Raw genomic sequence first — 23,312 nt, 5'->3', positions numbered from 1 at the left:
CCCTTCAGGAGTATTTCCATGTTTCGTCAATTCGCGCGCAGTCTGACTCTTGGCCTGGTGATGGCCGCAACGGCTACTGCCGTCATGGCAGAAGATGCAGTCAAGACTTTGAACTTTGGCCTCATCTCTACCGAATCTTCACAAAACCTGAAACAGGACTGGCAGCCTGTGCTGGATGACATGAGCAAAAAACTGGGCATCAAGGTCACGGCCTATTTTGCTTCTGACTATGCAGGTGTCATTGAAGGCATGCGTTTCAACAAAGTGCAGTTCGCCTGGCTGGGTAATAAATCGGCTATCGAAGCTGTTGACCGTGCCAACTCTGAAGTGTTTGCACAGATGATCAATGCCGATGGCACTCTCGGTTACTACAGCATGATCAGCGTACATAAAGACAGCTCTTACCAGACTGTAGAAGATGTCTTGAGAAACGCCAAGAACCTCAATTTCGGTATAGGCGATCCCAACTCTACTTCCGGCTACCTGGTGCCAAGTTATTATGTATTCGCACAAAACAATGTGAATCCGAAAACAGCTTTCAAGACTGTGCGTGGTGCCAATCATGAAACCAATATCCTGGCTGTTGCCAACAAACAGGTAGATGCCGCCGTGCATAGTTCTGATACGCTGGACCGCATCAAGGCACGCCAGCCAGAAACAGCCAGCCAATTGCGCCAGGTCTGGAAATCTCCTTTGATCGCTGCTGATCCCCTGGTATGGCGCAAGGATTTGCCAGCTGATATGAAAAACAAGATCAAGGATTTCTTCGTCAACTACGGCAAGACCGGTCCTGATGCTGCACGTGAAAAAGCACAATTGGCCAAGCTGACTTTGGGCGGTTTCCAGGATTCCAGCAATGCTCAATTGAAGCCTGTACGCCAGCTTGAATTGTTCAAGGAAAAAGTCAAGATAGAAGCAGACGTCGCCCTGAATGCCGATGAAAAGAAAGCCAAGCTGGACGATATCAACCGCAAACTGAACGACATCGCCAAGTCTTGATCGCATGAACAACACACCAACAGCCCGCCCGCAAGTCGTCCTGAATTTACCGGAAGCACCAAAACGCGATACTGGCAAATTACTGGTCTGGGGCATAGTCCTGGCCATCCTTGCCATGTCCTGGCAGGGCGCTGACATGCGCCCCCTGGAATTACTGCGCGACAGCGGCAATATGCTGACCTATGCCACCAGTTTTTTTCCGCCAGATTTTCATGAATGGCGTATCTACTTGCAAGAGCTGTTGGTGACTTTGCAAATCGCCGCCTGGGGTACAGCCCTGGCCGTTGTTTGCTCCATCCCTCTGGGTTTGCTGAGTTCGTCGAATATTGCGCCAGCCTGGGTCAGTCAGCCTGTGCGCCGTCTTATGGATGCTGCACGTGCCATCAATGAAATGGTGTTCGCCATGTTGTTTGTAGTGGCAGTTGGCCTTGGTCCTTTTGCTGGTGTACTGGCCTTGTTCGTGCATACGACCGGCATCTTGTCCAAACTGTTTTCTGAAGCGGTAGAAGCGATAGACCCACAACCGGTAGAAGGCATACGTGCCACCGGTGCCCATGCACTGGAAGAAATAGTCTATGGCGTCTTGCCGCAAGTTATGCCACTGTGGGTGTCATTCGCACTGTACCGCTTTGAGTCAAATGTACGCTCCGCCACTGTGGTTGGAATGGTCGGTGCTGGTGGCATAGGCGTGATCCTGTGGGAAGTCATACGCGCTTTCCAGTATGCACAAACCTGCGCCGTTTTATTGATGATCGTGCTGACGGTCAGCATGATAGATGTGATTTCTTCTCGTCTCAGAAAAGTCTTCATTTGATAGATAGCGGATATAGCTGATATGCAAACAAAGAGCCGTCAAATTGTTCAAGGGATCAAGCTTCCGCAAGTCATAGACTGGTTGCAAAACCGCGCTGGTGGTTTGTATGGTGGTGAAGCCATTACCCAACTGGAGCATGCCCTGCAATGTGCCAGCCTGGCCATGCAAGAAGGCGCAAGCGATGCCCTGATCATTGCTGCGCTCTTGCATGACCTGGCGCATATGGCAGACGATGAAACCGATGAGACTTTCCCGCATGGCGAGCTGGCAGCCTTGTTGCTGGCAGAATTGTTTGACAGGGATGTGACCGAACCCATACGCATGCATGTCGCTGCCAAACGTTATCTGTGTGCGGCAGATCCGCTGTACTGGTCCGGCTTGTCACATGCATCACAACGCAGCCTGATTTGGCAGGGTGGCCCATTCTCCGTGACGCAAGCGACTGAATTCATAGATCAGAACTATGCTGAAGATGCAGTCAGATTGCGCCAGTGGGATGACACGGCAAAAGTAGTTGGCGCAAAGACTGTGGACTTGCAGGTCTTCGTCGGGATGATGGAAAAACTGAACCTGGAATTCACCCAGGCAGTAACGGTGTAAAGCAAACATGTGCAGCCTATCTTGGCTGCACGCGATGCTGTAACAACAGAATTCTTCTACTCTTTAGCAAATATCTTTAACAGCTTTTGCCCAGCAATGTGTATAGGCCCGCTATTGTCTATGCAGACAATATCCTGGTCATCAGGCACAGTAAATTTCAAGCCCCGGTCAAGGCGATTCAACAAAGCAGCACCAGATTCACGCTGGCGTTTTTCCATGCGCTGCCTGATTTGCTCAGGATCAGCCATGATCCAGATGATGCGCGCATCGGGGAATAACTGGCGCAGTTGTGGCAGATATTCACGCGAACCATTGACGACCACATCCTGGCTGCATTTGAGCTTGGCTTCTATATTCCTGCGTATGCCATAACTGAGGCCATTGGCTTGCCACTGCATGCAAAAATGACCGGCGGCAGCAGCCTGCCAGTAGGCTTCCTGATTCAAGACTTCATGCGCTTCACTGTCGTGGGCAGGGCGGGTGATGGCTCGTTGCGCAAATTCCAGTGCAGCATTAGCAGGCAGGTTGTCTTTGACCCAGTGCAGCAGGGTATCCTTGCCAGCCCCCGAGGGGCCTACGACAAAATACAGGCGGCCAGCTGCAGGCAGGGATTTTTGTTGCACCCTGGCCTGGAAAGGGAAACGCATCCAGAAATGCAAAGGCGCACCGGGCCGTTCTTCACGGAATATCGTCAGCGCGTCTATATCGAGCGGGGTATTGTCCAGCAGGCGTGAGAATTGCTGTTCTGCTGCCTTGCGCAAGGCATACTGCGCATCAGCATCTACATCCAGCAAATCATCGCTGAGTGTCAGGTGGAAGCGATATTCTTCTTCAGTATAGGGATAACCCCATTGCTGCAATAGCGCTTCCTGCCTGGCACTGAGGCCAGCATGACGGCGCTTGGCCAAATAAGTAGCATCCGGGGCGCGTCGTAATAAATCAAAATAACTGACGCAGCGCATGGCCAGGGCATTGATCTCTGCTTCACCACCTTGCGGGCGTAGCGCCAGGAAGTTGCCCATCATGCGTACCTGGGTTTCTCTGATGCTGATGACAGGCTGCACCTGGGCAAAAGCGCTGGCCATCTGTATCAGGTCGGCTTCCTGGAAACCTTCGAGCAAGTTGAAAGGGGCTTTCAGCGTCGCATGAAAGCCATAGCGTCTGGCTTCACTGGTGAGCTGACTGAGCAGGATATCTGGTACGCCATTGATATGTGCTTGCGGTATTTTCCCTGCGTGCATGGGATCGCGCCCCAACCAGTTGGCACCGGCTTGCCACCATGGGCTGTCCGGTGCTGGGGAAAAGTAGAGGGCATAGCGCATCAGGCGGCCAGTTCCAGGGTTTGCTGATATTGCAGGCGTTGCGGCTCGGCGCAAAATGCCAGCTTGCCTGCAGCGATGGTGGCAATCAGGCGCAGGCTGCCATCGGCTTGCTTCTCTATCATGATAATGTCTGCACGCTGGCCAGTAGCTATATTACCCCGGTCATGCAGGCCCAGCACGCGGGCAGGATTCGATGATACCAGTTGCCATGCCTGTGCCAGGCTGCAGATGCTTTCCTGCTCCAGGCGGAAAGGTGCATGTAACAAGGCTGGGTAGTAATAATCAGATGCCAGCGTGTCACAAAGGCCGCGACGCACTGCATCGCTGGCTGACAGGCCGCCACAGTGACTGCCACCGAGCAAGACATTCGGTGCTCCCAAGACGACATGATTACCTAATGCCTTAGCAGCCTGCAAGGCTTCTTCTGTCTTGGGGAATTCACTGACATCGACGCCCAGTTCCTGGAAGCGCTCTCTGTCCATGCGGGTTTCATCATCATGCGATGCCATGGCGATGCCGTGCTGACGGCAAGCTGCAGCAAGTTGGCTGATCGCCTGGGCTACTTTGGGCGAGCGTGACTGTGCCTTGTGCAGACGCTCCAGAAAACCGGCAACATCGCAGCGCGCACGCTCGGCGTAAGTCACCAGTTTTTCTGGCGACGCACTTTTCTTCAGGATGGAAGGCAAGTGTTCATTGAAAGCAAAGAAAGCGATCAGGCCAGACTCTATCCAGTTCAATGCATCATTCAAACCATCCAGATGGTGGTTCTCAAAACGCAGATGTATCAGATGATCGGCATGCACGCGAGATTTTTGTGCGGCCACTTGTTCTAGCGTGGCGAGTGCTGCTTCACGCCCGCGCAAGCCGCCTTCCCAGGAGAAGGTCAGGCCGTGGCAGGCGGTGGTAATACCATTGCTGATCAGTTGTCTGTCTGTGTCTGCGAAGGCGATATCATAGGCAAAACTGGTTGCCGGGCGTGGTTGCAACTGGCGCTCAAAGGCATCGCCATGGATATCGACCAGACCGGGCAATATCAGCAAGCCTGTGGCATCAAAAAACTGTTGTTTGCCATGGTGCGGGAAGTGATTGCCGCCTGTGCTGGCAATGTGCAAACCTTGCAGATATAGGCTGTCTTCAGACCAGCCAGCGTGACCATTCTGGTCTTGTTGCAGGCACTTGCCACCTTGTATAGCGATATGCGTTTCCATCTTGAGCCTCTTGGTCTGGATGACAAATCATAAACCTGAAATATGACTGGAAATTGACAAGAAAATTCCATGCCGGATGTCATCAAGACTTCATTTTCGCCTGTTGTAATGTGAGGCTATGAACGCTGATCAAACCCCCAACTCTGCCCAGCAAGAGCGTGCCCGCTGGATGTCCATATTAGCGAAAGCGCCTGCACCAGAACTGGCTGCCAGTGTGCGCCAGTTCGGTGAACTACCTTCCTATCTATGGTTAAGAAAACCCGAAACCGGCCTCGCCATGGTCAGAGCCAGAACTGGTGGCAGCGGCAGACAGTTCAACCTTGGTGAAATGTCGGTGACGCGCTGTGCCTTGCGCCTGGCGACGGGTGAAACTGGCGTGGCCTATGTGGCTGGGCGTGACCAGCGTCATGCAGAATGGGCAGCGATTTTTGATGCGCTGATGCAAGGCGAACATAGGCCTGCGATCGAAGAAAATATCATCAAGCCGCTGGAATTGTTATTGCAGCAGAAGCGCCAGCAACTACAGGCTGAAGCCCTTGCCACCAGGGTGGAATTCATGACCATGGTCAGAGGAGAAGATGCATGACATATACACTGGACACTGCAGCTTCATCCATGCAGCAACTTTTGCCGGCGTGGGAAGACACCGTACATGATGCACAGACGGTCTTTCGTAGCTTGCTGAAAGCGCTGTCCGAGCCCGGCACTATCCAGCGCCTCAGGGTGAAGCTGCAAGCACCTGCACCTTTGCATATGGCAACAGCAGCAGCCTGTCTGGCCCTGATGGATTATGAAACCACGGCCTGGCTGGCAGAAGAGCTTGATAATGATGCAGTGCGTACTTATCTGCGCTTCCATTGTGGCTTGCCGCTGGTAAGTGAAAAATCCTCAGCGAATTTTGCAGTATTGAGCAGCTCATTGCAGCAACTGGATCTGCAGGGCTTTGCCCAGGGCAGCATGACTTATCCCGACAAATCTGCGACCTTGCTGATACAGGTTGATGATTTTTTCAATGGCCCTGAATATCAACTGACAGGCCCCGGCATCAAGGACAAGCGCAGCATTTATATCAATGACTTGCCTGCAGATTTTGTCAGTAAATGGCAAATCAATCATGCCGCCTTCCCGCAAGGTGTGGATGTGATTTTTTGCAGTGGCGACGCGGTACTCGGCTTGCCGCGCACCAGCAAGATAGCAGCAGTGCAGTCTGAGGAGTTACCATGTACGTAGCCGTCAAAGGTGGCGAAAAAGCGATTGCCCAGTCGTATGAAGCGCTGGCAAAAATGCGCCGGGGTGATACTGCCGTACCTGAACTCAGCATAGCCCAGATACGCGAACAAATGTCGCTGGCCGTGGCCCGTGTCATGGGTGAGGCTTCGCTGTATGACAGAGACCTGGCGGCACTCGCCATCAAGCAAGCCAGTGGCGATTTGATAGAAGCCATCTTCCTGTTGCGCGCCTATCGCACAACCTTGCCACGCCTGATGGCGACTGTGCCTGTGGATACCGCCAATATGCTGATACAAAGACGCATCTCGGCGACCTTCAAGGATGTGCCGGGTGGCCAGGTATTGGGGGCGACTTATGACTATACCCAGCGCCTGCTGGATTTTTCACTGGCGGCAGAAGCCATGAGTAGTGGTGAGTCTGAATCTGTGGCGCAGGAAAACATAACAGCAGAAGCTTGCCCGCGCGTACTCGATTTCTTGAATGCAGAAGGTTTGATCGAACCTGAACTGATACCTGAAGGTGATCCCGAGCCTTTTGACCTGACACGTGAACCTCTGCAATTCCCTGCCAGTCGTGCCCTGCGCCTGCAAAGCCTTGCACGTGGTGATGAAGGTTTTCTGTTGGCACTGGCTTATTCCACCCAGCGCGGTTATGCCCGCAACCATCCCTTTGCTGGCGAGATACGTTATGGCAAGGTCAGCGTGCAAGTCGTGCCTGAAGAACTGGGTTTTGCCATAGATATAGGCGAGATCGATATTACCGAATGCCAGATGGTGAATCAGTTCGTCGGTTCACAAAACGAAGCACCTAAGTTCACCCGCGGTTATGGCCTGGGTTTTGGCCATTGCGAACGCAAGACCATGGCCATGGGCGTCGTGGATCGTGCCTTGCGTGCCAGTGAATTGCAAGAAGAAATCACGGCACCAGCACAGATGGAAGAATTCGTGCTCTACCATGCCGACAATGTAGAAGCATCTGGTTTCTTGCAGCATCTTAAGCTGCCGCATTATGTGGATTTCCAGGCTGAACTCAGTCTCTTGCGTGGTATACGCGCAAGCATTGATGCCAAGGCTACTGAAGCTGGCAAGCTTGAAGCAGCAGATGAACAAGCCGCTGAAAAATCCGGCAAGAAGGCGGCATGATGATGGAGATGGACACCATGGAAACTCAGGAATATCAAGAGACCTCAGAGCAAGCTGCGCCTGCCAGGGTTGAGCCTGAAGCGGGCTATAATTTTGCCTATCTCGATGAGCAAACCAAGCGCATGATCAGGCGTGCCATTTTGAAAGCAGTTGCCATACCCGGTTACCAGGTACCATTCGGCGGGCGTGAAATGCCCCTGCCTTATGGCTGGGGCACGGGTGGCATACAAGTCACTGCTGCCATCATAGGCCAGGATGATGTTCTCAAAGTCATAGACCAGGGCTCTGACGATACCACCAATGCAGTCAATATACGCCGCTTCTTCCGCCGTACCACGGGTGTGGCAACGACGGAAAAAACCACGGCGGCGACTGTCATACAAACCCGCCACCGCATCCCGGAAACACCTTTGGCTGAAGGCCAGATCATGGTGTATCAGGTACCTATCCCTGAACCACTGCGCTGGCTGGAACCCAGCGAGACTGAGACCCGCAAATACCATGCGATGGCTGACTATGGTCTCATGAGCGTCAAGCTGTATGAGGATATCGCCAGGCTGGGCAAGATAGAAACGGCTTATGATTACCCCGTCATCGTCAATGAGCGCTACCTGATGCGCCCTTCACCGATACCCAAGTTTGATAATCCCAAGATGGATAAGAATCCCGCCCTGCAATTATTTGGTGCCGGTCGTGAAAAACGCATTTATGCCGTGCCGCCTTATACACCAGTGAAGAGCCTGGATTTTGAAGATTATCCATTTGAGATTGAACACTGGGATCACCGCTGTGCCATGTGCGATGCGAATGACAGCTTCCTTGATGAAGTCATTGTCGATGACCAGGGTTCACGCATGTTTGTCTGCAGTGATACTGATTATTGCCGCACCCGCAGGGAAGAGCAGGCATGAGCAATTTTAATACCGATAGCACGCTACCCTTGCTGCAAGCATGCAATGTCAGTAAATTCTACGGCGGCAAGGCGGCTTGCGAACAAGTCAACCTGAGCCTGTATCCGGGTGAAGTGCTGGGCATAGTTGGTGAATCCGGTTCTGGCAAATCTACCCTGTTGAATTGCCTGGCAGGCCAGTTGCAGCCAGAGCAGGGCGAAGTCTTGTTCAATACCCGAGATGAAGGCATCGTCGAGCTATTCACCATCAGCGAGGCACGCCGCCGCTTGCTGGCGCGCACAGACTGGGGCTTTGTCCACCAAAGTGCCAGGGATGGTCTGCGGGTAGAAGTCTCTGCCGGTGCCAATGTTGGTGAACGCCTGATGGCAGTCGGTGCCCGGCATTATGGCCAGATACGTGCCGAGGCGCAGGACTGGTTGCACAGGGTGGAAATTGATGCGGCGCGCATTGATGATTTGCCGCGTGATTTCTCGGGCGGCATGCAACAGCGCTTGCAAATCGCCCGCAACCTGGTGACCAAACCACGCCTGATTTTCATGGATGAGCCTACGGCCAGCCTCGACGTTTCTGTGCAGGCCCGCCTGCTGGATTTATTGCGCCAGCTGGTTTCGCAATTGCAGGTGGCAGCCGTCATCGTTACCCATGATTTGGCAGTGGCGCGTTTGCTGGCTCACCGCCTCATGGTCATGCGCCAGGGGCAGGTAGTCGAAGAGGGTTTGACTGATCAGGTACTCGATGATCCGCAACATCCCTATACCCAGTTGCTGGTGTCATCTGTCTTGCAGGCTTGAGGAACACATGTTGAAACGTATTGTTGTTGAAGGCTTGTCCAAAGACTTTACCCTGCATCTGCAAGGCGGGCAGGAAATGTCCATCTTGTCGAAAATAGACATGCAGGTAGATGCTGGTGAATGCGTGGTCATCCACGCACCCTCAGGTGCAGGCAAGAGCACCTTGCTGCGCTGCCTGTATGCCAATTACCGCGCCAGCAGTGGCAGCGTGAATATCTGGCACAAGGATGATGCGGATGAAGGTGGCTGGGTCGATGTTCAATCTGCACCCGCACAGCAAGTGCTGGCAGTCAGGCACAGTACCCTGGGTTTTGTGACCCAGTTCCTGCGCGTGATACCCCGCATCAGCACGCTGGATCTGGTAGCAGAACCTCTGCTCATGCGCGGCGTGGAAAAGTCAGCAGCCTATGGACAGGCTGAAGAATTATTGTCGCGCCTGCGCATACCCAAGCGCCTGTGGCAAATCCCGCCTGCGACTTTTTCTGGTGGTGAACAACAGCGTGTGAATATCGCCCGCACCATGATTTTCGATTACCCCATACTCTTGCTTGATGAACCTACCGCCTCACTGGATGAAGCCAATCGCGCCACCGTCATCGACATGATCAATGCCGCACGCGAACGCGGTGCCGCTGTCGTCGGCATCTTTCATGATGAAGTGGTGCGCCAGGCGCTGGCAACCAGAATTTTCTCCATCCCCGCAGCAGTCTCCTTGGTGGCAGCATGATGAACAGAATAGAAAACGCACAAATTGTTTTGGCCGATGAAATCATCAGCGGCTCCATGCTGGTAGAGCAGGGCAGGATAGCTGATCTGACTGAAGCAGTGCGTACTTCCAGTGTCACGGGTACAGATGACTGGCAGGGAGATTATCTCTTGCCCGGCATGGTAGAGCTGCATACCGACAATCTGGAAAAACACCTGATGCCACGCCCCAAGGTAGTCTGGCCTACGCTGCCTGCAATTTTGGCGCATGATGCCCAGATCGCCGCATCCGGCATCACCACTGTGCTTGATGCGATTTCAGTCGGTGATATCGATTCTGACAGTCTGCGCAATGACAGCCTCGAATCATGCACCCAGGGTTTGCGCATGGCCGCAGACTCAGGCATCTTGCGGGCAGACCACTTCTTGCACATGCGCCTGGAGCTGGCAGAAGAAGGCTTGCTCGACATGTTCGCCCCCTATCTGCATGACGAACGCCTGAAGCTGGTTTCACTGATGGACCATACACCCGGCCAAAGACAGTGGACAGACCTGACGCATTACCGCGTCTATGTATCCGGCAAGCGCGGCTGGAGCGAAGAAAAAGTCGATTCCATGCTGGAGCGTTTGCTGCTCAGGCAAGTTGCCTATGCCGCCTCCAACCGCCGCGCCATCGTCGCCAGTTGCCGTGAACTGGATGTGCCAGTGCCGCTGGCTACCCATGATGATACAACGGTGGAACATGTGGCCGAAGGTGTCGATGATGGCGTGACGATATCTGAATTTCCCACCACTGTTGCTGCCGCCAGGGCTGCCCGTGAACAGGGCCTGGGCATCATCATGGGCGCACCAAATATGGTACGTGGTGGTTCACATTCCGGCAATGTATCGGCAGCAGAACTGGCGCGCCTGGATTTGCTGGATGTGCTGTCTTCCGACTATGTACCAGCCAGCCTCTTGCATGCAGCTTTCCTGCTGCAGAATGAAAGCTTTAGTTTGCCCAAGGCAGTGGCGACCGTGACGCGCAATCCGGCGCGCATGATAGGACTGGATGACAGGGGTGAGATTGCTGTTGGATTGCGGGCTGACTACATGCGTGTGCGCTTGGTGAGCGGCATACCAGTAGTTATGGGAGTTTGGAAAGCCGGTAACAGGATTGCTTGACAGGACTTAAGAAAAAATCTCCACTTAAAACAAAGGCTACTCGAAAGTAGCCTTTGTTTTTGTAGGAGCGGCTTTAGCCGCGAAGATTATGACGTATCGATCATTCGCGGCTGAAGTCGCTCCTACAAGATATGCAATGAGTTTTTGATTTAATCCGGATCCAGATGCAAAGAAATCACACCCGCAGCAGGTGTCGCACAAGGCTCGTCATCAAAGGCGATATCGCCATTCGGATTCGCTTCGCCATCAACTTTCAGATCAGTGAAGTTGAACAAGTTCTTGTCCATCAGATGTGAAGGTGCGACGGTGGACAGGGATGCAAAAATATTGTCGACGCGACCAGGGAATTTTTTGTCCCATTCGCGCATCAGACCCTTGATTTGCTTGCGTTGCAGATTTTCTTGCGAGCCGCATAAATCGCAGGGGATGATGGGGAAGTTTTTGACTTCGGCATAACGTTCAGTGTCAGACTCTTTGACATAGGCCAGAGGGCGAATGACGATGTGTTTGCCGTCGTCCGATTGCAGCTTGGCTGGCATGCCTTTGAGTTTGCCACCAAAGAACATATTCAGGAAAAAAGTTTCCAGAATATCGTCACGGTGGTGGCCTAGCGCGATCTTGGTGGCGCCCAGTTCATCAGCCACGCGGTACAAAATGCCGCGACGCAGGCGTGAACAGAGTGAGCAAGTCGTCTTGCCTTCCGGGATCAGGCGCTTGACGATGCTATAGGTATCTTGGTTTTCTATATGGTAGGGTATGCCCAGTTTTTCCAGATAGGCTGGCAGGATATGGTCAGGGAAGTTCGGTTGCTTCTGGTCGAGATTGACGGCGACGATATCGAAATTGATGGGCGCACGTTCACGCAATGTCATCAAGATATCCAGCAGGGCATAACTATCCTTGCCGCCAGACAGGCAAACCATGACCTTGTCGCCTTCTTCTATCATATTGAAATCACCTATCGCCTGGCCAACCAGGCGGCATAAGCGCTTGTGCAGCTTATTGTTTTCGTAAGTAATTTTTTCCTGTGACTTGGCGGTAGTGGTGGCCGTGGCTTTTACTTCAGCCGGGGCGTCCATCGATGGTTCTGTGAGTGTTTCAGTAAGGGCTTGCATGATAATGTTTAAATATCTGTTTTGATCTTGAATACTTCTACGCCTACGCCTTCGCAATCTGCGTAGACATCCGGCTTCATGGTAGAGATGCGCACGGCGCGTACTTTAGGATGTGCCAGCATGATAGCTGCGACATCATCACACAGGGTTTCTTGCAGGTGTACATGGCCTTTGGAAATACGGTCGGCTATGGTGCAGCGCATGAAATCATAATCAACGACTTCTTCCAGCTGGTCATCCTTGGGTGTAGACAGGGCTAGCGGGATATACAAGTCCACATTGAAGAGCACGCGTTGCTCGCCCTTTTTCTCGAACTCATGCACGCCGATGTTGATGGAGATTTCATAATTGCGCAAGAACAGGCGGCGGCAGTCTGAGAGCTGGGGATGGTGCAGGATGGATAACATGGTGGTCCCGGATAAGTAAAATGCGAATTAAGATTGAATAGAGTGGTTTGCAGTCGCCAGGAACATGACATCGCGCTGCAAGGGAATAAGGTGCTGGCCGCCATCAACGAGGATGGTAGTGCCGGTCATGGCAGGGCTGTCCGCCAGAAAGCAAACGGTACGGGCAATGTCTTCAGGCGTGCTGGACCTGCCCAGTGGCGTGACCTGGTGTGCCTGCTGGAAATCTGCGGTGCTTTGATGGCCGGATTCCATGGTAATGCCAGGCGCAACGCCAACTACCCGCACTTTCGGGGCCAGTGCCTGCGCCATTGTCGTCGTCGCACATTGCAGTGCTGCCTTGGACAGGGTGTATGACAAAAAGTCGGGGTTCAGGTTGTACAGCTTTTGATCCAGCAGGTTGATGACGCAAGTCTGTTCGCCGTTCGCTGTTGCCGTATGCAGGGCTTGCGCCAGTATGATGGGCGCGGCCAGATTGGCATGCATATGCCTGTCCAGGCTGGCCTGGCTGAAGCTGTGTACATCATCTTCTGCAAACAGCGAGGCATTATTGACGATGCAATCTATCTTGCCCATGGCGGCTATTGCTGCGGGCAGCAAGGCATGCGTTGCTGTTTCATTTGCCAGGTCGGCCTGCAAGGCAAGTGCACGACGGCCCAACGCCTGGATTTCTGTCACCAAAGTATGTGCTTCTGCTGCTGAATTGCCATAATGCACAAGAATATCCCAACCCTGCCGCGCCATATGCAGGGCGATATGCCGCCCTATGCGTTTGGCGGCACCTGTGATCAGTGCAGTGCGGTTTGTGGTTTGATTATCTGTCATGTCGTTCATGGAAATTCTTAACAAGGATTACTGCGTTTTCAATACAATGCGGCTATGCATAAATTATCTCTACCTGTACCTGGCGATGATGCGCTGGCTGCCTCATCTGCTTTGCAACAACTGATTATCGACGACATCCATCTACAGCAGGGCTGGATACCGTTTTCGCGCTACATGGAACTGGCGCTGTATGCGCCTGACCTTGGTTATTACAGCGGTGGTGCTACAAAATTAGGCAAAGACGGTGATTTTACAACCGCACCGGAAATGTCGCCGCTATTTGCTGCCACCCTGGCCAGGCTGGCAAGTCAGTTATTCAGTCAAACTGCGGCCGAAGTCATGGAGTTCGGTGCAGGCACGGGCAAGCTGGCCCTGGATTTTTTGTCGGAATGTCAATTGTCTGGAATCGCGATAGACCGCTATTTTATCGTGGAATTGTCCGGCGAACTGCGCGCACGTCAGGAAGAATTGCTGAAAGACTTTCCACAAGTGCAATGGTTGCAAAAAATGCCAGACTCTTTTTCTGGCATTGTACTGGGGAATGAGGTGCTTGATGCCATGCCGGTTGATCTCGTCATCAAGACGGCAGATGGCTGGCGTGAAGTTGGTGTGGCGGTGGTCGATGAGGATAGTGCGCCAAGACTGATTTTCCGTGAACTGCCACAGGCATGCAGTCCTGACAAGATTGCGCAAATCCCTTATGCAGATGAATTGCCAGCTGGTTATTTGACGGAAGTTCATGCGATCGCAAGCGGCTTCATGCATAGCCTGGCATCCATGCTGCTCGCCAGCGGCAAGCCGGCAGCATCGATACTGATAGATTATGGTTTCCCGGCAGCCGAGTATTATCACCCGCAACGACTGCAAGGCAGCCTGATGTGCCATTACCGTCATCATGCCCATCCTGATCCTTTTTATTTGCCCGGCTTGCAGGACATCACCGCCCATGTTGACTTTACCGCCATGGCCAGGGCAGGCCTGGCAGCGGGGCTGGACTTATTGAATTACACCAGCCAGGCCAGTTTCTTGACGGCGGCAGGTATCGCAGAGTTGTTGGCACGCACCTCGGCAGAACAAGTCATGGCCTACCTGCCAAAGGCAAATGCCCTGCAAAAACTGGTATCGCCAGCAGAAATGGGTGAGTTGTTCAAAGTGCTGCTGATGGGACATGGTGTGGAATTGCCAGAAAATTTATTGCGCCTGGACCGCAGTCACCGCTTATGATGGCTGGGGAATTGATTTAAATCATAGTAAATTGCCTTTTTACAATTAAACAGGAGCAGGCTTTGTTGCGCTGGGTATTGACCATCTTTATTGCTGTCGTGGTGTTCTCCAGCCTGCTGCCCTGGCTGGAAAAGCTGGGCATAGGTCGTTTGCCGGGTGATGTACGTTTTAAACTGTTTGGCCGCAGCTTCTCCTTTCCTTTCGCTTCCACCATATTGATTTCCCTGTTCGTGCTGTTATTAGCCAGGATATTCAAGTAAATCCGTTAAATATGTTAAAGCCTTGCAACATTGTTGCCGCAAGGGGGTAAAGTTTCCATATCAATGCGCCGTCACTTTAATATAATGAAATGGTCATATAAGCCAATTCAGGCTTGACGGGGTTTGCCGGCCGGGGATGACAGGTTGGTACGCACTACAGCGAGATCAACAATAAATTACGCTAAAGGTTGAAATGAGCGAACTCAGCGATATCAGGGCATTGCTCGTTGAACCGCATGCAGGCATGCGGGTCAGTTTGCACAATATGCTGAATCTGTGCGGCATTACCAAGATAGAACACGGGCTGTCGGCCGGTACAGCTGTGCGCACCATACAAGCCAAGGTGTTTGACCTGATCTTGTGCGAATACGATCTGGGTGTAGGCCAGGATGGCCAGCAATTACTGGAAGACATGCGCCACCATAAGCTGGCCCCCTTATCGACCATCTTCATCATGGTGACGGCAGAGCGCTCTTACGCCAAGGTAGTCAGCGCTGCCGAACTGGCCCCTTCCGATTACCTGTTGAAACCCTTCACTGCCGATATGCTGCTGGAGCGCGTCATACGCGCCCTGGAAAAGCGCAAGGCCTTTGTCGATGTCCATAATCTCATGGAGCAGGGTTCCATCCCTGAAGCCATCATGGCTTGTCATCATGGTGAGCGCGACCACCCCAAATATGCCATTGACTTCATGCGTCTGCGTGCAGAGTTACATGTGGTGCAGGGTGAGGCTCCCGAGGCTGAAGAATTATATAAATATTTATTTGAATTGAAAGCCGTCGCCTGGGCCCGCCTGGGTCTGGCGAAAACCCTGTTCATGCAGGGTAAATACCAGGAAGCTGAAGAAATATTGAAAAACCTGGTGGCAGAAAACAATAAGTATATGGATGCCTATGACTGGCTAGCCAAGACCCATGAAATGGTGGGTGAGCTGCCAGAGGCAAAAGAGGTGCTGGATGTTGCTGTCAGCGTTTCACCGCATGCAGTCAGGCGCTTGCGCAAACTGGGCAAGATTGCGCTGGAAACCGGTGACATAGAAACGGCTGAAAATGTCTTGAAAAAAGTGGTCAGCAAGGCCAAGTTTTCTGAGTTCCGCGACCCTGAAGATCATCTGAATCTGGTCGACGCCCTGGTAAAAAAAGGGGATATGGAACAAGCCAAGTCCGTCGTGCGCGACCTGGAAAAGAATATGTCCGGCCTCAAGAAAACAGCTGCAGTACGTGCCATTTCTGCTGCCATGATCCATGCCAAGACGGGTGATGCCAGGTTGGGGGAAGAACTGGGTAATGCCGTGGCGGCTTCGCGCGAAGATATAGGCCTGTCTACCGATGCCAAGCTGGGCCTGGCTAAAAGTTGTCTTGAAAATGACCAGGAAGACAATGCTTCCGAGATTATTCTTGACGTCATGAAAAACGCCAGCAACCAGCAAGTCATGAACAAGGCACTGGGGGTATTTGAAAGTGCCGGTAAAGGTCATCTTGGCAAGGAATTGGCGCAACGCAGCCAGAAAGAAGTCATGGATCTGGTGGCCATGGGTGTACAAAAAGCCAAGCAGGGCGATTTCCGTGGCTCGGTAGAATTGATGGCGGCAGCGGCACGCAAGTCGCCGGATAATCCGCAAGTGATCTTGAATGCGGCACTGGCCGCCTTGAAATGCCTGGAAAACATGGGTTGGGATCATGCTACCGGTGAGCTGGCACGCAATCTGATTGAATCTGCCCGTCGTCTAGACCCCATGAATCCACGCCTGAAAGCAATACGTGGCCTGTATGATGAGTTGCAAAAAAAATACGGTATCAATGCCGTCCGTGTAGCAAAATAAAACATCAACAACCAGGTTTGAGTATGGATTGTTAGTATAAATTTGTAGTTGCGGAGACCATGGCCATACAATCATCAGTTCACCTGGATCAACACGCGCCAGAACTGCCGCGTGATCGTTTGATCAGGCAAATCAATGAAGAGAGTAATTTGCCGACTTTGGGGGTGTCGATTACCAAGGTGGTGGAAATTACTTCTTCCAGCGAAGACCCGGTTGCCAAGCTCGCGCACTTTGTGCTGGCCGATGTTGCGCTGACGCAAAAAATACTCAGGCTCTCAAACACCATCCACTACCGCACCAGCTCTGGCGCACCCGTCACCACAATTTCCCGGGCGATATTCCTGCTGGGTTTTAACAGCATCAAGACCAGTGCCATGGCGATGTTGCTGGTTGATTGTTTCAAGGATAAAAGCCATGCCAATAGCGTCAGGCGCGAACTGGTGCAAGCTCTGTGCGCCAGCATAGTCGGCCGCGAAATGGCCCAGCGCGGACGTTTCCAGGATGGCGAAGAAGCTGCCGTGGCTGCCTTGTTCAAGAATGTCGGCAAGATCCTGGTGGCTTCCTTTGATCATCCCCTGTACAGCCGCATACAAGCCATGCTGCAGACCGGGCAAACCAATTCTCAGGATGCCAGCTCCATGCTGCTGGGTTGCAGCTATGAGCGCTTTGGCGAAATGGCTTTGCAGGAATGGAAGATACCGGACACCATCATACAATCACTGACCCCTTTGCCTGGTGGTGAGCTGAAAAAGGTGAATACCCGTGCCGAGTGGCTAAGGCAGGTAGCCAGCTTCAGCGATGCACTGGCGACCATGATCATGAGTTCCAGTGGTGGCGATCTCAAGGAAAAAGCCAAGACCTTGTTGCATCGTTATGGCAAGGCACTGGATTTTGATCAAGCCATCCTGGATGAAATGCTGAGCAAGGTAGAAACTGAGACCAGACAATTAGCCAAGAGCATGGATATCGCCATGGGTGATATCCATATTGGTGACGCCGATGCGAATACCACCAATGGTGTGCCGAATGACCTCTTGCTCAAGAATTATGAGGCAGGTGAAATCCAGAATGATGAGCGACATGCCAGCGGCAAGCCCAAGCATGCGCGTGATCTTCTGCTGGCTGGTGTGCAAGATGTCACACAAATGCTGGCATCTGACAGTTTTAAACTGAATGACCTGATTCTGCTGGTACTGGAGACCCTGTATAGCAGCATGGGCTTTCGCTTTGCCACCGTCTGCCTGCGCGACCTGCAAACGGTGCGTTATGTCGCACGGCTGGCCATAGGTGAGAATTACCAGGAAAGGCAAAGAGGCTTTGCCTTCAGCGGCAAGCCCGACCAAAATTTATTCCATCTGGCGATGAGCAATAATGTCGATCTGATGATTTCGGATGCCTCGGTTCCCAAGATACAAAATCTGCTACCGGACTGGCATAAGCAATTATTGCCGGATGCGCGCAGCTTCATCATCCTGCCTCTGGTGATACAGAAAAAACCCCTGGGCCTGTTTTATGCTGACCGTGCCGTCAATGCCGATGAAGGCGTGCCACCAGATGAAACGGCGCTCATCAAGACTCTGAAAAGCCAATTGCTGGCAGCCATGATGCGTGGTTAAGTGATAGCCGCACTGCAAGAATGAGGTGGGTGGCTTACAATGTTTTCACCTCATGCTTAAAGGACGTTCCATGCACTTCACTACCTGGCTCACTTTTTTCTTTGCCGCTTGCGTTATCGCCATTTCACCTGGTTCCGGCGCCGTGCTATCCATGTCGCATGGCTTGAACTATGGGCTTAAAAAAGCCAGTGGCACCATCATGGGTTTGCAGGCGGGTTTATTGCTGATACTGGCAGTTGCCGGTGCTGGGGTGGGTTCTATCCTGATGGCATCGGAAATGGCCTTCCGTGTGGTTAAAACCGTAGGGGCACTATACCTGATCTATCTGGGCCTCAACCAGTGGCGCGCCAGGGTGGAAGTCAAGGCAGAAAATGATACTGCCAGTATTGCCAGCGAAGCACCCAGCATGTCCAGACGTTTTCTGACGGGTTTCTTGACGAATGCCACCAATCCCAAAGGCATCATCTTCATGGTGGCGGTATTGCCGCAATTTATCTCGCATGATGTGCCGCTCTTGCCGCAGTTATTGATACTGGGCGTGACCATGTGCGCGATAGACCTGGTGGTCATGCATGGCTATGCCCTGGCAGCATCCACCATGCAGCGTTATTTCCGCGATCCCAAATGGTTGAAAAGCCAGAACCGTTTTTTTGGCGGAATCTTGATGGCAATAGGCACAGCCTTGTTCTTCGTCAAGCGCAATCCAGCCAGTTAAAAAAATGCCGCCTGTGAAAATAATCTAGGCGGCATCTTTATTTCCTGCTTTATTTCCTGTTTTTTTAAGCCAGAGGTATCTGTTGTTTCTTGGCCAGGGCATCAATGTCTTGCCAGATCGTCATTTGATTTAGCAGGCGCGTCGCTGGGTCCAGCATAGGATTCAAATTGAAGAAACGCTCCAGTGAGGTTTCATCAAAATTGCTATGCTGAGAAAAGTTGATGCGTCCATATTGCTTGCGGAAGGCATGCAGTAAATCGGCTGGCGTATCCTTGTGCCAGGATTGCATGAGGCCGCCCACCATCAAGGCGGTATCCGTCGTTTGTTCCAGCGAGCGCGGGCTGCGTGAGCTGGCAACATCACGATAATCCAGCAGGCGCGGGAAATAAAATTTCTTGATCCAGCTTGCCGGTATGCCACCTTCCCGCAGCAAGATCCCGCTACGCCACAGCTTCCAGCTTTTTTCTGCTTCATTGTCGGCCACAAAGTGCGTATCTGCCAGCAGCACGCAATCTTCTTGCAGTTCTATTTCCAGTATCACCGGCAAGCCCGCACCCACAGCGATGTTTTCCAGTTCTGGCATCTGTGGTTTTTCACCCAGCTGATTTTGCAGGGCATTGACGAACTCCCCCAACACTTGCTGATGTTCATGATGCAGCTTGCTGGTGGCTTTGCAAAATGCCGCGCAGGCAGCAAAATAAGCCATCAATTCGCCGACCATGATGCCGTGGGCGGCGGGTTCTTCTTCCTGGAAATTCTGGCGTGGCATGTCTGCTGCCAAACCCTGACGCAGGAGAGGATAAAGCTGGGTGGAAATGCCACCAAATTTAATGTGACTGCCAGCGGCAAGTTTGAATTCTGACATGGCGGCTCAGGCTTTCTTGAACAGGGAGAGGACGTGTTCCGGCGGACGTCCTATGGCCGCATTATTTTGGTAGCTGACTATCGGTCTTTGCAATAAATGCGGATGGGCAGCGATGGCTGACAGGGCAGTGATAGTATCGGCATCTGCCAGGTTCAGGCTGGCATATTCAGGCTCATTATTGCGCAGCATGGCCTGCACGTCGCCATCGTCATCAGCTGTACCCAATGCAGTCAGCAGTCTTTGTAATTCATCAAAATTCAAAGGTGTTTTTTGATAATCAATCACTTGCAGGTTTAATTGTGCCTGATCCGCATAGGCTTGTACCAGCGCCAGGGTTTCGCGTGATTTGGAACAGCGTGGATTGTGGTAAATCGTAATCATGTATCTATCATCATTCTATGGTGTCGCCATGTCAACATGGCTTATTTACCTTATTTACATTACTCATCAAAATTTGAGTTCCATGCCCAACAATACCAGCACGCCGAGTACCGCAAACACTGCCGCGGCGCACCAGCGCACGTATTTGAAAGGGAAATTCGGTGTTGCGATTTTGCCCAGGAAGACTGCCGGTACATCGGCAATCAACATGCCCAAAGTAGTACCGGCGATGACCATGCTCAGGTCACTGTATTTGGCCGCCAATGCCACGGTTGCCAACTGGGTCTTGTCGCCGATTTCTGCCAGGAAGAAAGTCACGCAAGTCAGCATGAAAACGCCGTAAGGTCTTTCATTGATGCCACCATCATCCATTTCATCCGGTTTCAGCGTCCAGGCGGCAATTGCCAGAAATGACAGGCCCAGCAAATAGCGCAGGATAGTGCCATCTATGTGCGTCGCTACCAGTTGTCCCACCAGGCCAGCCAGGGTATGGTTGGCTAATGTGGCGACCAGGATGCCGAGTATGATAGGCCCAGGCTTTTTATAGCGGGCCGCCAATAGCAGGGCCAGTAACTGTGTTTTGTCACCAATTTCACCAACGGTGACAGCGAGGGCAGAGACGAGAAAAGCTTCCATGAATATAGGCGGGATGGGGTATTTTGTCCGATGACAGCTATATCCCGCCCCATCCCTGGTCAGCGGAAATATAACTATCAAAGGTCTTGCCCAATACAATCATGCTTTGATCGTATCAAACGCACCATGACCAGATGGCCAAGTATGTTGATGCGTCTTCCCCGGATTAAACCGGAGCAGGCTACTCCCCAATGAAAGAGAAGCAGGATTATAACGCATAGTCGGCAGCAGGGCGGCAGTTGATTGATTTGACGATGTTTTACTGGCCCGGCTGAACTCTGCTTGCTACACTGATAGAAATATATAGACATGTAATTTAGCTAATTTGAGGCAAGCTTATGGCGGTATCTCTGTCCAGCTATTTCATGAGTTTTTGGTCAGCGGCTGAATTGCATGCCAATGCAATTATCTTCCTGAATCTGGCCGGTGCCATGCTGTTAGGATTTGTGGTTGGTTATGAACGTTCTTACCATGGTCGTGCAGCTGGCATGCGTACTTATGGCCTGGTGTGCATGGCTTCTGCTGCCCTGGTAGTGATTTCTGGTTACCCGGATTTCTGGTTCGGTGCACGGGCACTTTACCCTGTCAATCTCGACCCTTCCCGCACCATACAGGGCATAGTCACCGGCATAGGCTTCCTTGGTGCTGGTGTCATCATGCGCGAAGGATTTACCATCAGCGGCCTGACTACCGCCGCCTCTTTGTGGGCTTCTTCAGCGATAGGCGTGATGGTAGGCGTAGGCTTTTATGCAGCAGCCATTTTGCTGGCATTTTTGTCAGCCGCCTGCATGATCTGGGTATCCAGGCTGGAGTCGTGGTTGCCGTCACGGCCCGCAGTAGCAATCACCATGCAATTCAAGCAAGGCTATATACCCAGGGAAGATGCCTTGCGCAAAATGGCCCTGGAGCGTGGTTATGAAATTGCTACTGGTACTTTGAATATCAGTTGCCGCGACGGGCGTGCAGAATGGCGTTTTGTCGCTGTGGGCCTGAGCCGTAAATTGGCCACCCGCATCAGTGAATTGTCACTGGAATTGGGCGCGTTTGAGGGGATGGAGTGCTACCAGATTGCACATGCCAGGAATTAAGCCTGGACCACAAAGCAGCAGACTGTTTAATGCGTTTTTTGGTCTTTTGCTGTCGCCACAGGCAGCCCCAGCATGCCCTGCATGAAAATCTGCGTGACCAGCACAGCAAAATCGGCATAGGAAATTTTATCGGCATCCTGGTGTGGTTTTAGCCAGGTAAAAGTCCAGTTGATCATGCCAAACAAGAGCATGGTGATGGCGCTGCGGTTTTGTGCCGTGGTGCGCTCGGGAAAGTTGCGCTGTATGGCGGCGGCAAATAAATCGACGATTTTTCTCTGGGCATCGAGTATCAACTGGCGTTGCGGTGCTTCCAGGAATTTTACATCGTTCAGCAAAGCGATATGCCGGGTCTGGGAATGTCATATTCAGCCAGGAAGGCCGCGATCAAGGCAGGCAAGTCAGCATGGCTTTCTGCCAGACTGATCAGGACTCTGGTATAGCGATCCAGCAAATCGAACAGGATCGCTTCTTTGCTGGGGTAATAATGGTAGAGCCTGGCCTTGGAAGTGCCACAGGTTTGCGCCAGCAAGCTCATGGACGTACCGGGGTAGCTATGGTTGGCAAAGGCTGTGGCCGCCTTTTCCAGGATATCGTCGCGCTGTAATTGATAGTCGGATGCGAGGGTGCGGGCCATGTCGTCAGTTTTCGATAGTTGCCTGCATCATAGCTTGATCTTATTCGTCTTGGCGATCGTAGGGAAAATTACAACAAAAACACGAGCCCAAGGAGACGTTATTTTTCTCGCCGTTGAAATTTCAGTTGAGATACTTTATTCATATCATTTTAATAATATTGAATAAAATCAAGTACTTATTGTTGTTTTTGACGGATGCTTCAGGCATCATGAGAAGGAATTTGCAAATAGGTGTTGACAGATGGGGGGAGTATCTCCATAATCCGGGGTTCCCTGCGGAGAGGTGGCCGAGTGGTTAAAGGCGACAGACTGTAAATCTGTTCTCTTACGAGTACGCTGGTTCGAATCCAGCCCTCTCCACCACAGGTAAAGAATTGAATTAAGAAATTAGCGGCTGAAGTGGTGGCCTTTGCGGGTGTAGCTCAATGGTAGAGCTGAAGCCTTCCAAGCTTATGACGAGGGTTCGATTCCCTTCACCCGCTCCAGTTTTACTTGCGCGGGGTTTTGCGCAGCAAGCTGCCCTTGTAGCTCAGTGGTAGAGCACTCCCTTGGTAAGGGAGAGGCCACGTGTTCAATCCACGTCAAGGGCACCATTTAGTCTGGTGTTTTCAAGTCTGATTTGTCGGGCGCGTGCCTGAGCATTCTCATCAAAATCGTTAGGAGTCCAAAATGGCAAAAGGTAAGTTCGAGCGCACCAAGCCGCACGTAAACGTTGGCACAATTGGTCACGTTGATCACGGCAAAACCACACTGACAGCAGCGATTGCAACAGTCTTGTCGAAAAAATTCGGCGGCGAAGCTAAAGCCTACGACCAGATCGATGCAGCACCAGAAGAAAAAG

25 protein-coding genes, 3 tRNA genes, 1 pseudogene and 1 riboswitch are annotated in these 23,312 nt (G+C 52.2%); of the genes and pseudogenes, 20 read left to right on the top strand and 9 right to left on the bottom strand.

The window, feature by feature from the left end:
* Positions 1-18 precede the first annotated feature (18 nt).
* The 3 genes from phnD to ACO0LC_RS17445 are packed head-to-tail and all read left to right on the top strand — an operon-like array spanning position 19 to position 2,413.
* Positions 19-999, top strand: coding sequence for a phosphonate ABC transporter substrate-binding protein (gene phnD / locus ACO0LC_RS17455; RefSeq protein ID WP_423005338.1), 981 nt, complete (start codon positions 19-21; stop codon positions 997-999).
* A 4-nt stretch (positions 1,000-1,003) separates the two neighbouring features.
* The gene (gene phnE / locus ACO0LC_RS17450; RefSeq protein ID WP_423005336.1) at positions 1,004-1,813 is read left to right on the top strand and encodes a phosphonate ABC transporter, permease protein PhnE; all 810 of its coding nucleotides are present in this window, start codon (positions 1,004-1,006) and stop codon (positions 1,811-1,813) included.
* 21 nt (positions 1,814-1,834) lie between these two features.
* On the top strand, positions 1,835-2,413 hold the full coding sequence (locus ACO0LC_RS17445) for an HD domain-containing protein (RefSeq protein ID WP_423005334.1): 579 nt from the start codon (positions 1,835-1,837) through the stop codon (positions 2,411-2,413).
* 56 nt (positions 2,414-2,469) lie between these two features.
* On the opposite strand, the gene phnN is transcribed toward ACO0LC_RS17445, so the two are convergent.
* The gene (gene phnN, locus ACO0LC_RS17440; RefSeq protein ID WP_423005332.1) at positions 2,470-3,735 is read right to left on the bottom strand and encodes a phosphonate metabolism protein/1,5-bisphosphokinase (PRPP-forming) PhnN; all 1,266 of its coding nucleotides are present in this window, start codon (positions 3,733-3,735) and stop codon (positions 2,470-2,472) included.
* Positions 3,735-4,943: an alpha-D-ribose 1-methylphosphonate 5-triphosphate diphosphatase gene (locus tag ACO0LC_RS17435; RefSeq protein WP_423005330.1), complete on the bottom strand. Its 1,209-nt coding sequence runs from the start codon at positions 4,941-4,943 to the stop codon at positions 3,735-3,737. The genes phnN and ACO0LC_RS17435 overlap by 1 nt, the downstream gene beginning before the upstream one ends.
* A gap of 118 nt (positions 4,944-5,061) precedes the next feature.
* Between ACO0LC_RS17435 and phnG the strand changes: the two genes are divergently transcribed.
* The 7 genes from phnG to ACO0LC_RS17400 are packed head-to-tail and all read left to right on the top strand — an operon-like array spanning position 5,062 to position 10,886.
* Positions 5,062-5,529 carry a phosphonate C-P lyase system protein PhnG gene (gene phnG / locus ACO0LC_RS17430; RefSeq protein ID WP_423005328.1) on the top strand — a complete coding sequence of 156 codons (468 nt, stop codon included), beginning with the start codon at positions 5,062-5,064 and terminating at the stop codon, positions 5,527-5,529.
* Positions 5,526-6,173, top strand: a complete 648-nt coding sequence (phnH, locus tag ACO0LC_RS17425) for a phosphonate C-P lyase system protein PhnH (protein ID WP_423005326.1) — start codon at positions 5,526-5,528, stop codon at positions 6,171-6,173. The genes phnG and phnH overlap by 4 nt, the downstream gene beginning before the upstream one ends.
* Positions 6,164-7,315: a carbon-phosphorus lyase complex subunit PhnI gene (locus tag ACO0LC_RS17420; RefSeq protein WP_423005324.1), complete on the top strand. Its 1,152-nt coding sequence runs from the start codon at positions 6,164-6,166 to the stop codon at positions 7,313-7,315. The genes phnH and ACO0LC_RS17420 overlap by 10 nt, the downstream gene beginning before the upstream one ends.
* The gene (locus ACO0LC_RS17415; RefSeq protein WP_423005322.1) at positions 7,312-8,226 is read left to right on the top strand and encodes an alpha-D-ribose 1-methylphosphonate 5-phosphate C-P-lyase PhnJ; all 915 of its coding nucleotides are present in this window, start codon (positions 7,312-7,314) and stop codon (positions 8,224-8,226) included. The genes ACO0LC_RS17420 and ACO0LC_RS17415 overlap by 4 nt, the downstream gene beginning before the upstream one ends.
* Positions 8,223-9,017, top strand: a complete 795-nt coding sequence (gene phnK / locus ACO0LC_RS17410; RefSeq protein WP_423005320.1) for a phosphonate C-P lyase system protein PhnK — start codon at positions 8,223-8,225, stop codon at positions 9,015-9,017. The genes ACO0LC_RS17415 and phnK overlap by 4 nt, the downstream gene beginning before the upstream one ends.
* A 7-nt stretch (positions 9,018-9,024) precedes the next feature.
* Entirely contained in the window at positions 9,025-9,744 is a 720-nt protein-coding gene (phnL, locus tag ACO0LC_RS17405) for a phosphonate C-P lyase system protein PhnL (RefSeq protein WP_423005318.1), read from the top strand.
* A complete protein-coding gene (locus ACO0LC_RS17400) occupies positions 9,741-10,886 on the top strand; it encodes an alpha-D-ribose 1-methylphosphonate 5-triphosphate diphosphatase (RefSeq protein WP_423005316.1) in 1,146 nt (381 codons plus the stop codon). Before phnL ends, ACO0LC_RS17400 begins: the two co-directional genes overlap by 4 nt.
* 149 nt (positions 10,887-11,035) lie before the next feature.
* Here ACO0LC_RS17400 and ttcA read toward each other — a convergent pair whose 3' ends face one another.
* The 3 genes from ttcA to ACO0LC_RS17385 are packed head-to-tail and all read right to left on the bottom strand — an operon-like array spanning position 11,036 to position 13,239.
* Entirely contained in the window at positions 11,036-11,965 is a 930-nt protein-coding gene (ttcA, locus tag ACO0LC_RS17395; protein WP_423005732.1) for a tRNA 2-thiocytidine(32) synthetase TtcA, read from the bottom strand.
* A gap of 44 nt (positions 11,966-12,009) precedes the next feature.
* On the bottom strand, positions 12,010-12,408 hold the full coding sequence (locus ACO0LC_RS17390; RefSeq protein ID WP_423005314.1) for a dihydroneopterin aldolase: 399 nt from the start codon (positions 12,406-12,408) through the stop codon (positions 12,010-12,012).
* Between the two features lie 27 nt (positions 12,409-12,435).
* Positions 12,436-13,239, bottom strand: a complete 804-nt coding sequence (locus ACO0LC_RS17385) for an SDR family oxidoreductase (RefSeq protein WP_423005312.1) — start codon at positions 13,237-13,239, stop codon at positions 12,436-12,438.
* Between the two features lie 45 nt (positions 13,240-13,284).
* Between ACO0LC_RS17385 and ACO0LC_RS17380 the strand changes: the two genes are divergently transcribed.
* The 5 genes from ACO0LC_RS17380 (at position 13,285) to ACO0LC_RS17360 (ending at position 18,867) form a co-directional block, all read left to right on the top strand.
* Positions 13,285-14,454, top strand: coding sequence for a class I SAM-dependent methyltransferase (locus ACO0LC_RS17380; RefSeq protein ID WP_423005310.1), 1,170 nt, complete (start codon positions 13,285-13,287; stop codon positions 14,452-14,454).
* A gap of 62 nt (positions 14,455-14,516) precedes the next feature.
* Positions 14,517-14,714, top strand: coding sequence for a DUF2905 domain-containing protein (locus ACO0LC_RS17375; RefSeq protein WP_423005308.1), 198 nt, complete (start codon positions 14,517-14,519; stop codon positions 14,712-14,714).
* Between the two features lie 193 nt (positions 14,715-14,907).
* Entirely contained in the window at positions 14,908-16,536 is a 1,629-nt protein-coding gene (locus tag ACO0LC_RS17370; protein WP_423005306.1) for a tetratricopeptide repeat protein, read from the top strand.
* Positions 16,537-16,595: 59 nt separating this feature from the next.
* Positions 16,596-18,152, top strand: a complete 1,557-nt coding sequence (locus ACO0LC_RS17365) for an HDOD domain-containing protein (protein WP_423005304.1) — start codon at positions 16,596-16,598, stop codon at positions 18,150-18,152.
* Positions 18,153-18,222: 70 nt separating this feature from the next.
* Positions 18,223-18,867, top strand: coding sequence for a LysE family transporter (locus tag ACO0LC_RS17360; RefSeq protein ID WP_423005302.1), 645 nt, complete (start codon positions 18,223-18,225; stop codon positions 18,865-18,867).
* A 64-nt stretch (positions 18,868-18,931) separates the two neighbouring features.
* On the opposite strand, the gene ACO0LC_RS17355 is transcribed toward ACO0LC_RS17360, so the two are convergent.
* The 3 genes from ACO0LC_RS17355 to ACO0LC_RS17345 form a co-directional block, all read right to left on the bottom strand.
* A complete protein-coding gene (locus ACO0LC_RS17355) occupies positions 18,932-19,732 on the bottom strand; it encodes a hypothetical protein (protein ID WP_423005300.1) in 801 nt (266 codons plus the stop codon).
* Between the two features lie 6 nt (positions 19,733-19,738).
* Positions 19,739-20,113: an arsenate reductase family protein gene (locus ACO0LC_RS17350; protein WP_423005298.1), complete on the bottom strand. Its 375-nt coding sequence runs from the start codon at positions 20,111-20,113 to the stop codon at positions 19,739-19,741.
* A 66-nt stretch (positions 20,114-20,179) separates the two neighbouring features.
* Positions 20,180-20,749 (bottom strand): TMEM165/GDT1 family protein, encoded by a 570-nt coding sequence (locus tag ACO0LC_RS17345; RefSeq protein ID WP_423005296.1) that lies wholly within the window; start codon positions 20,747-20,749, stop codon positions 20,180-20,182.
* Positions 20,750-20,841: 92 nt separating this feature from the next.
* Positions 20,842-20,951: riboswitch (yybP-ykoY riboswitch) on the bottom strand.
* A gap of 136 nt (positions 20,952-21,087) precedes the next feature.
* Between ACO0LC_RS17345 and ACO0LC_RS17340 the strand changes: the two genes are divergently transcribed.
* The gene (locus tag ACO0LC_RS17340; RefSeq protein ID WP_423005294.1) at positions 21,088-21,837 is read left to right on the top strand and encodes an MgtC/SapB family protein; all 750 of its coding nucleotides are present in this window, start codon (positions 21,088-21,090) and stop codon (positions 21,835-21,837) included.
* Between the two features lie 26 nt (positions 21,838-21,863).
* Here the strand turns inward: ACO0LC_RS17340 and ACO0LC_RS17335 are convergent.
* Positions 21,864-22,471: pseudogene (locus ACO0LC_RS17335) on the bottom strand (TetR/AcrR family transcriptional regulator).
* A gap of 277 nt (positions 22,472-22,748) precedes the next feature.
* Between ACO0LC_RS17335 and ACO0LC_RS17330 the strand changes: the two are divergent.
* The 4 genes from ACO0LC_RS17330 to ACO0LC_RS17315 all read left to right on the top strand — a co-directional run.
* Positions 22,749-22,834: transfer RNA gene (locus tag ACO0LC_RS17330), tRNA-Tyr, on the top strand.
* A 48-nt stretch (positions 22,835-22,882) separates the two neighbouring features.
* Positions 22,883-22,956, top strand: a tRNA-Gly gene (locus tag ACO0LC_RS17325).
* A 33-nt stretch (positions 22,957-22,989) separates the two neighbouring features.
* Positions 22,990-23,064: transfer RNA gene (locus ACO0LC_RS17320), tRNA-Thr, on the top strand.
* A 76-nt stretch (positions 23,065-23,140) separates the two neighbouring features.
* Positions 23,141-23,312 (top strand): GTP-binding protein (locus ACO0LC_RS17315; RefSeq protein WP_423005730.1); only part of this gene is annotated, 172 nt, incomplete at its 3' end.

The organism is Undibacterium sp. JH2W, assembly GCF_049340425.1.
In the GTDB taxonomy this organism is placed as follows: domain Bacteria; phylum Pseudomonadota; class Gammaproteobacteria; order Burkholderiales; family Burkholderiaceae_D; genus Undibacterium.
This window is presented reverse-complemented; position numbering and strand designations above follow the sequence as displayed.

Coding starts and splice junctions, on each gene's coding strand:
- phnD (WP_423005338.1), top strand. CDS start 19: ATGTTTCGTCAATTCGCGCGCAGTCTGACTCTTGGCCTGGTGATGGCC.
- phnE (WP_423005336.1), top strand. CDS start 1,004: ATGAACAACACACCAACAGCCCGCCCGCAAGTCGTCCTGAATTTACCG.
- ACO0LC_RS17445 (WP_423005334.1), top strand. CDS start 1,835: ATGCAAACAAAGAGCCGTCAAATTGTTCAAGGGATCAAGCTTCCGCAA.
- phnN (WP_423005332.1), bottom strand. CDS start 3,735: ATGCGCTATGCCCTCTACTTTTCCCCAGCACCGGACAGCCCATGGTGG.
- ACO0LC_RS17435 (WP_423005330.1), bottom strand. CDS start 4,943: ATGGAAACGCATATCGCTATACAAGGTGGCAAGTGCCTGCAACAAGAC.
- phnG (WP_423005328.1), top strand. CDS start 5,062: ATGAACGCTGATCAAACCCCCAACTCTGCCCAGCAAGAGCGTGCCCGC.
- phnH (WP_423005326.1), top strand. CDS start 5,526: ATGACATATACACTGGACACTGCAGCTTCATCCATGCAGCAACTTTTG.
- ACO0LC_RS17420 (WP_423005324.1), top strand. CDS start 6,164: ATGTACGTAGCCGTCAAAGGTGGCGAAAAAGCGATTGCCCAGTCGTAT.
- ACO0LC_RS17415 (WP_423005322.1), top strand. CDS start 7,312: ATGATGATGGAGATGGACACCATGGAAACTCAGGAATATCAAGAGACC.
- phnK (WP_423005320.1), top strand. CDS start 8,223: ATGAGCAATTTTAATACCGATAGCACGCTACCCTTGCTGCAAGCATGC.
- phnL (WP_423005318.1), top strand. CDS start 9,025: ATGTTGAAACGTATTGTTGTTGAAGGCTTGTCCAAAGACTTTACCCTG.
- ACO0LC_RS17400 (WP_423005316.1), top strand. CDS start 9,741: ATGATGAACAGAATAGAAAACGCACAAATTGTTTTGGCCGATGAAATC.
- ttcA (WP_423005732.1), bottom strand. CDS start 11,965: ATGGACGCCCCGGCTGAAGTAAAAGCCACGGCCACCACTACCGCCAAG.
- ACO0LC_RS17390 (WP_423005314.1), bottom strand. CDS start 12,408: ATGTTATCCATCCTGCACCATCCCCAGCTCTCAGACTGCCGCCGCCTG.
- ACO0LC_RS17385 (WP_423005312.1), bottom strand. CDS start 13,239: ATGAACGACATGACAGATAATCAAACCACAAACCGCACTGCACTGATC.
- ACO0LC_RS17380 (WP_423005310.1), top strand. CDS start 13,285: ATGCATAAATTATCTCTACCTGTACCTGGCGATGATGCGCTGGCTGCC.
- ACO0LC_RS17370 (WP_423005306.1), top strand. CDS start 14,908: ATGAGCGAACTCAGCGATATCAGGGCATTGCTCGTTGAACCGCATGCA.
- ACO0LC_RS17365 (WP_423005304.1), top strand. CDS start 16,596: ATGGCCATACAATCATCAGTTCACCTGGATCAACACGCGCCAGAACTG.
- ACO0LC_RS17360 (WP_423005302.1), top strand. CDS start 18,223: ATGCACTTCACTACCTGGCTCACTTTTTTCTTTGCCGCTTGCGTTATC.
- ACO0LC_RS17355 (WP_423005300.1), bottom strand. CDS start 19,732: ATGTCAGAATTCAAACTTGCCGCTGGCAGTCACATTAAATTTGGTGGC.
- ACO0LC_RS17350 (WP_423005298.1), bottom strand. CDS start 20,113: ATGATTACGATTTACCACAATCCACGCTGTTCCAAATCACGCGAAACC.
- ACO0LC_RS17345 (WP_423005296.1), bottom strand. CDS start 20,749: ATGGAAGCTTTTCTCGTCTCTGCCCTCGCTGTCACCGTTGGTGAAATT.
- ACO0LC_RS17340 (WP_423005294.1), top strand. CDS start 21,088: ATGGCGGTATCTCTGTCCAGCTATTTCATGAGTTTTTGGTCAGCGGCT.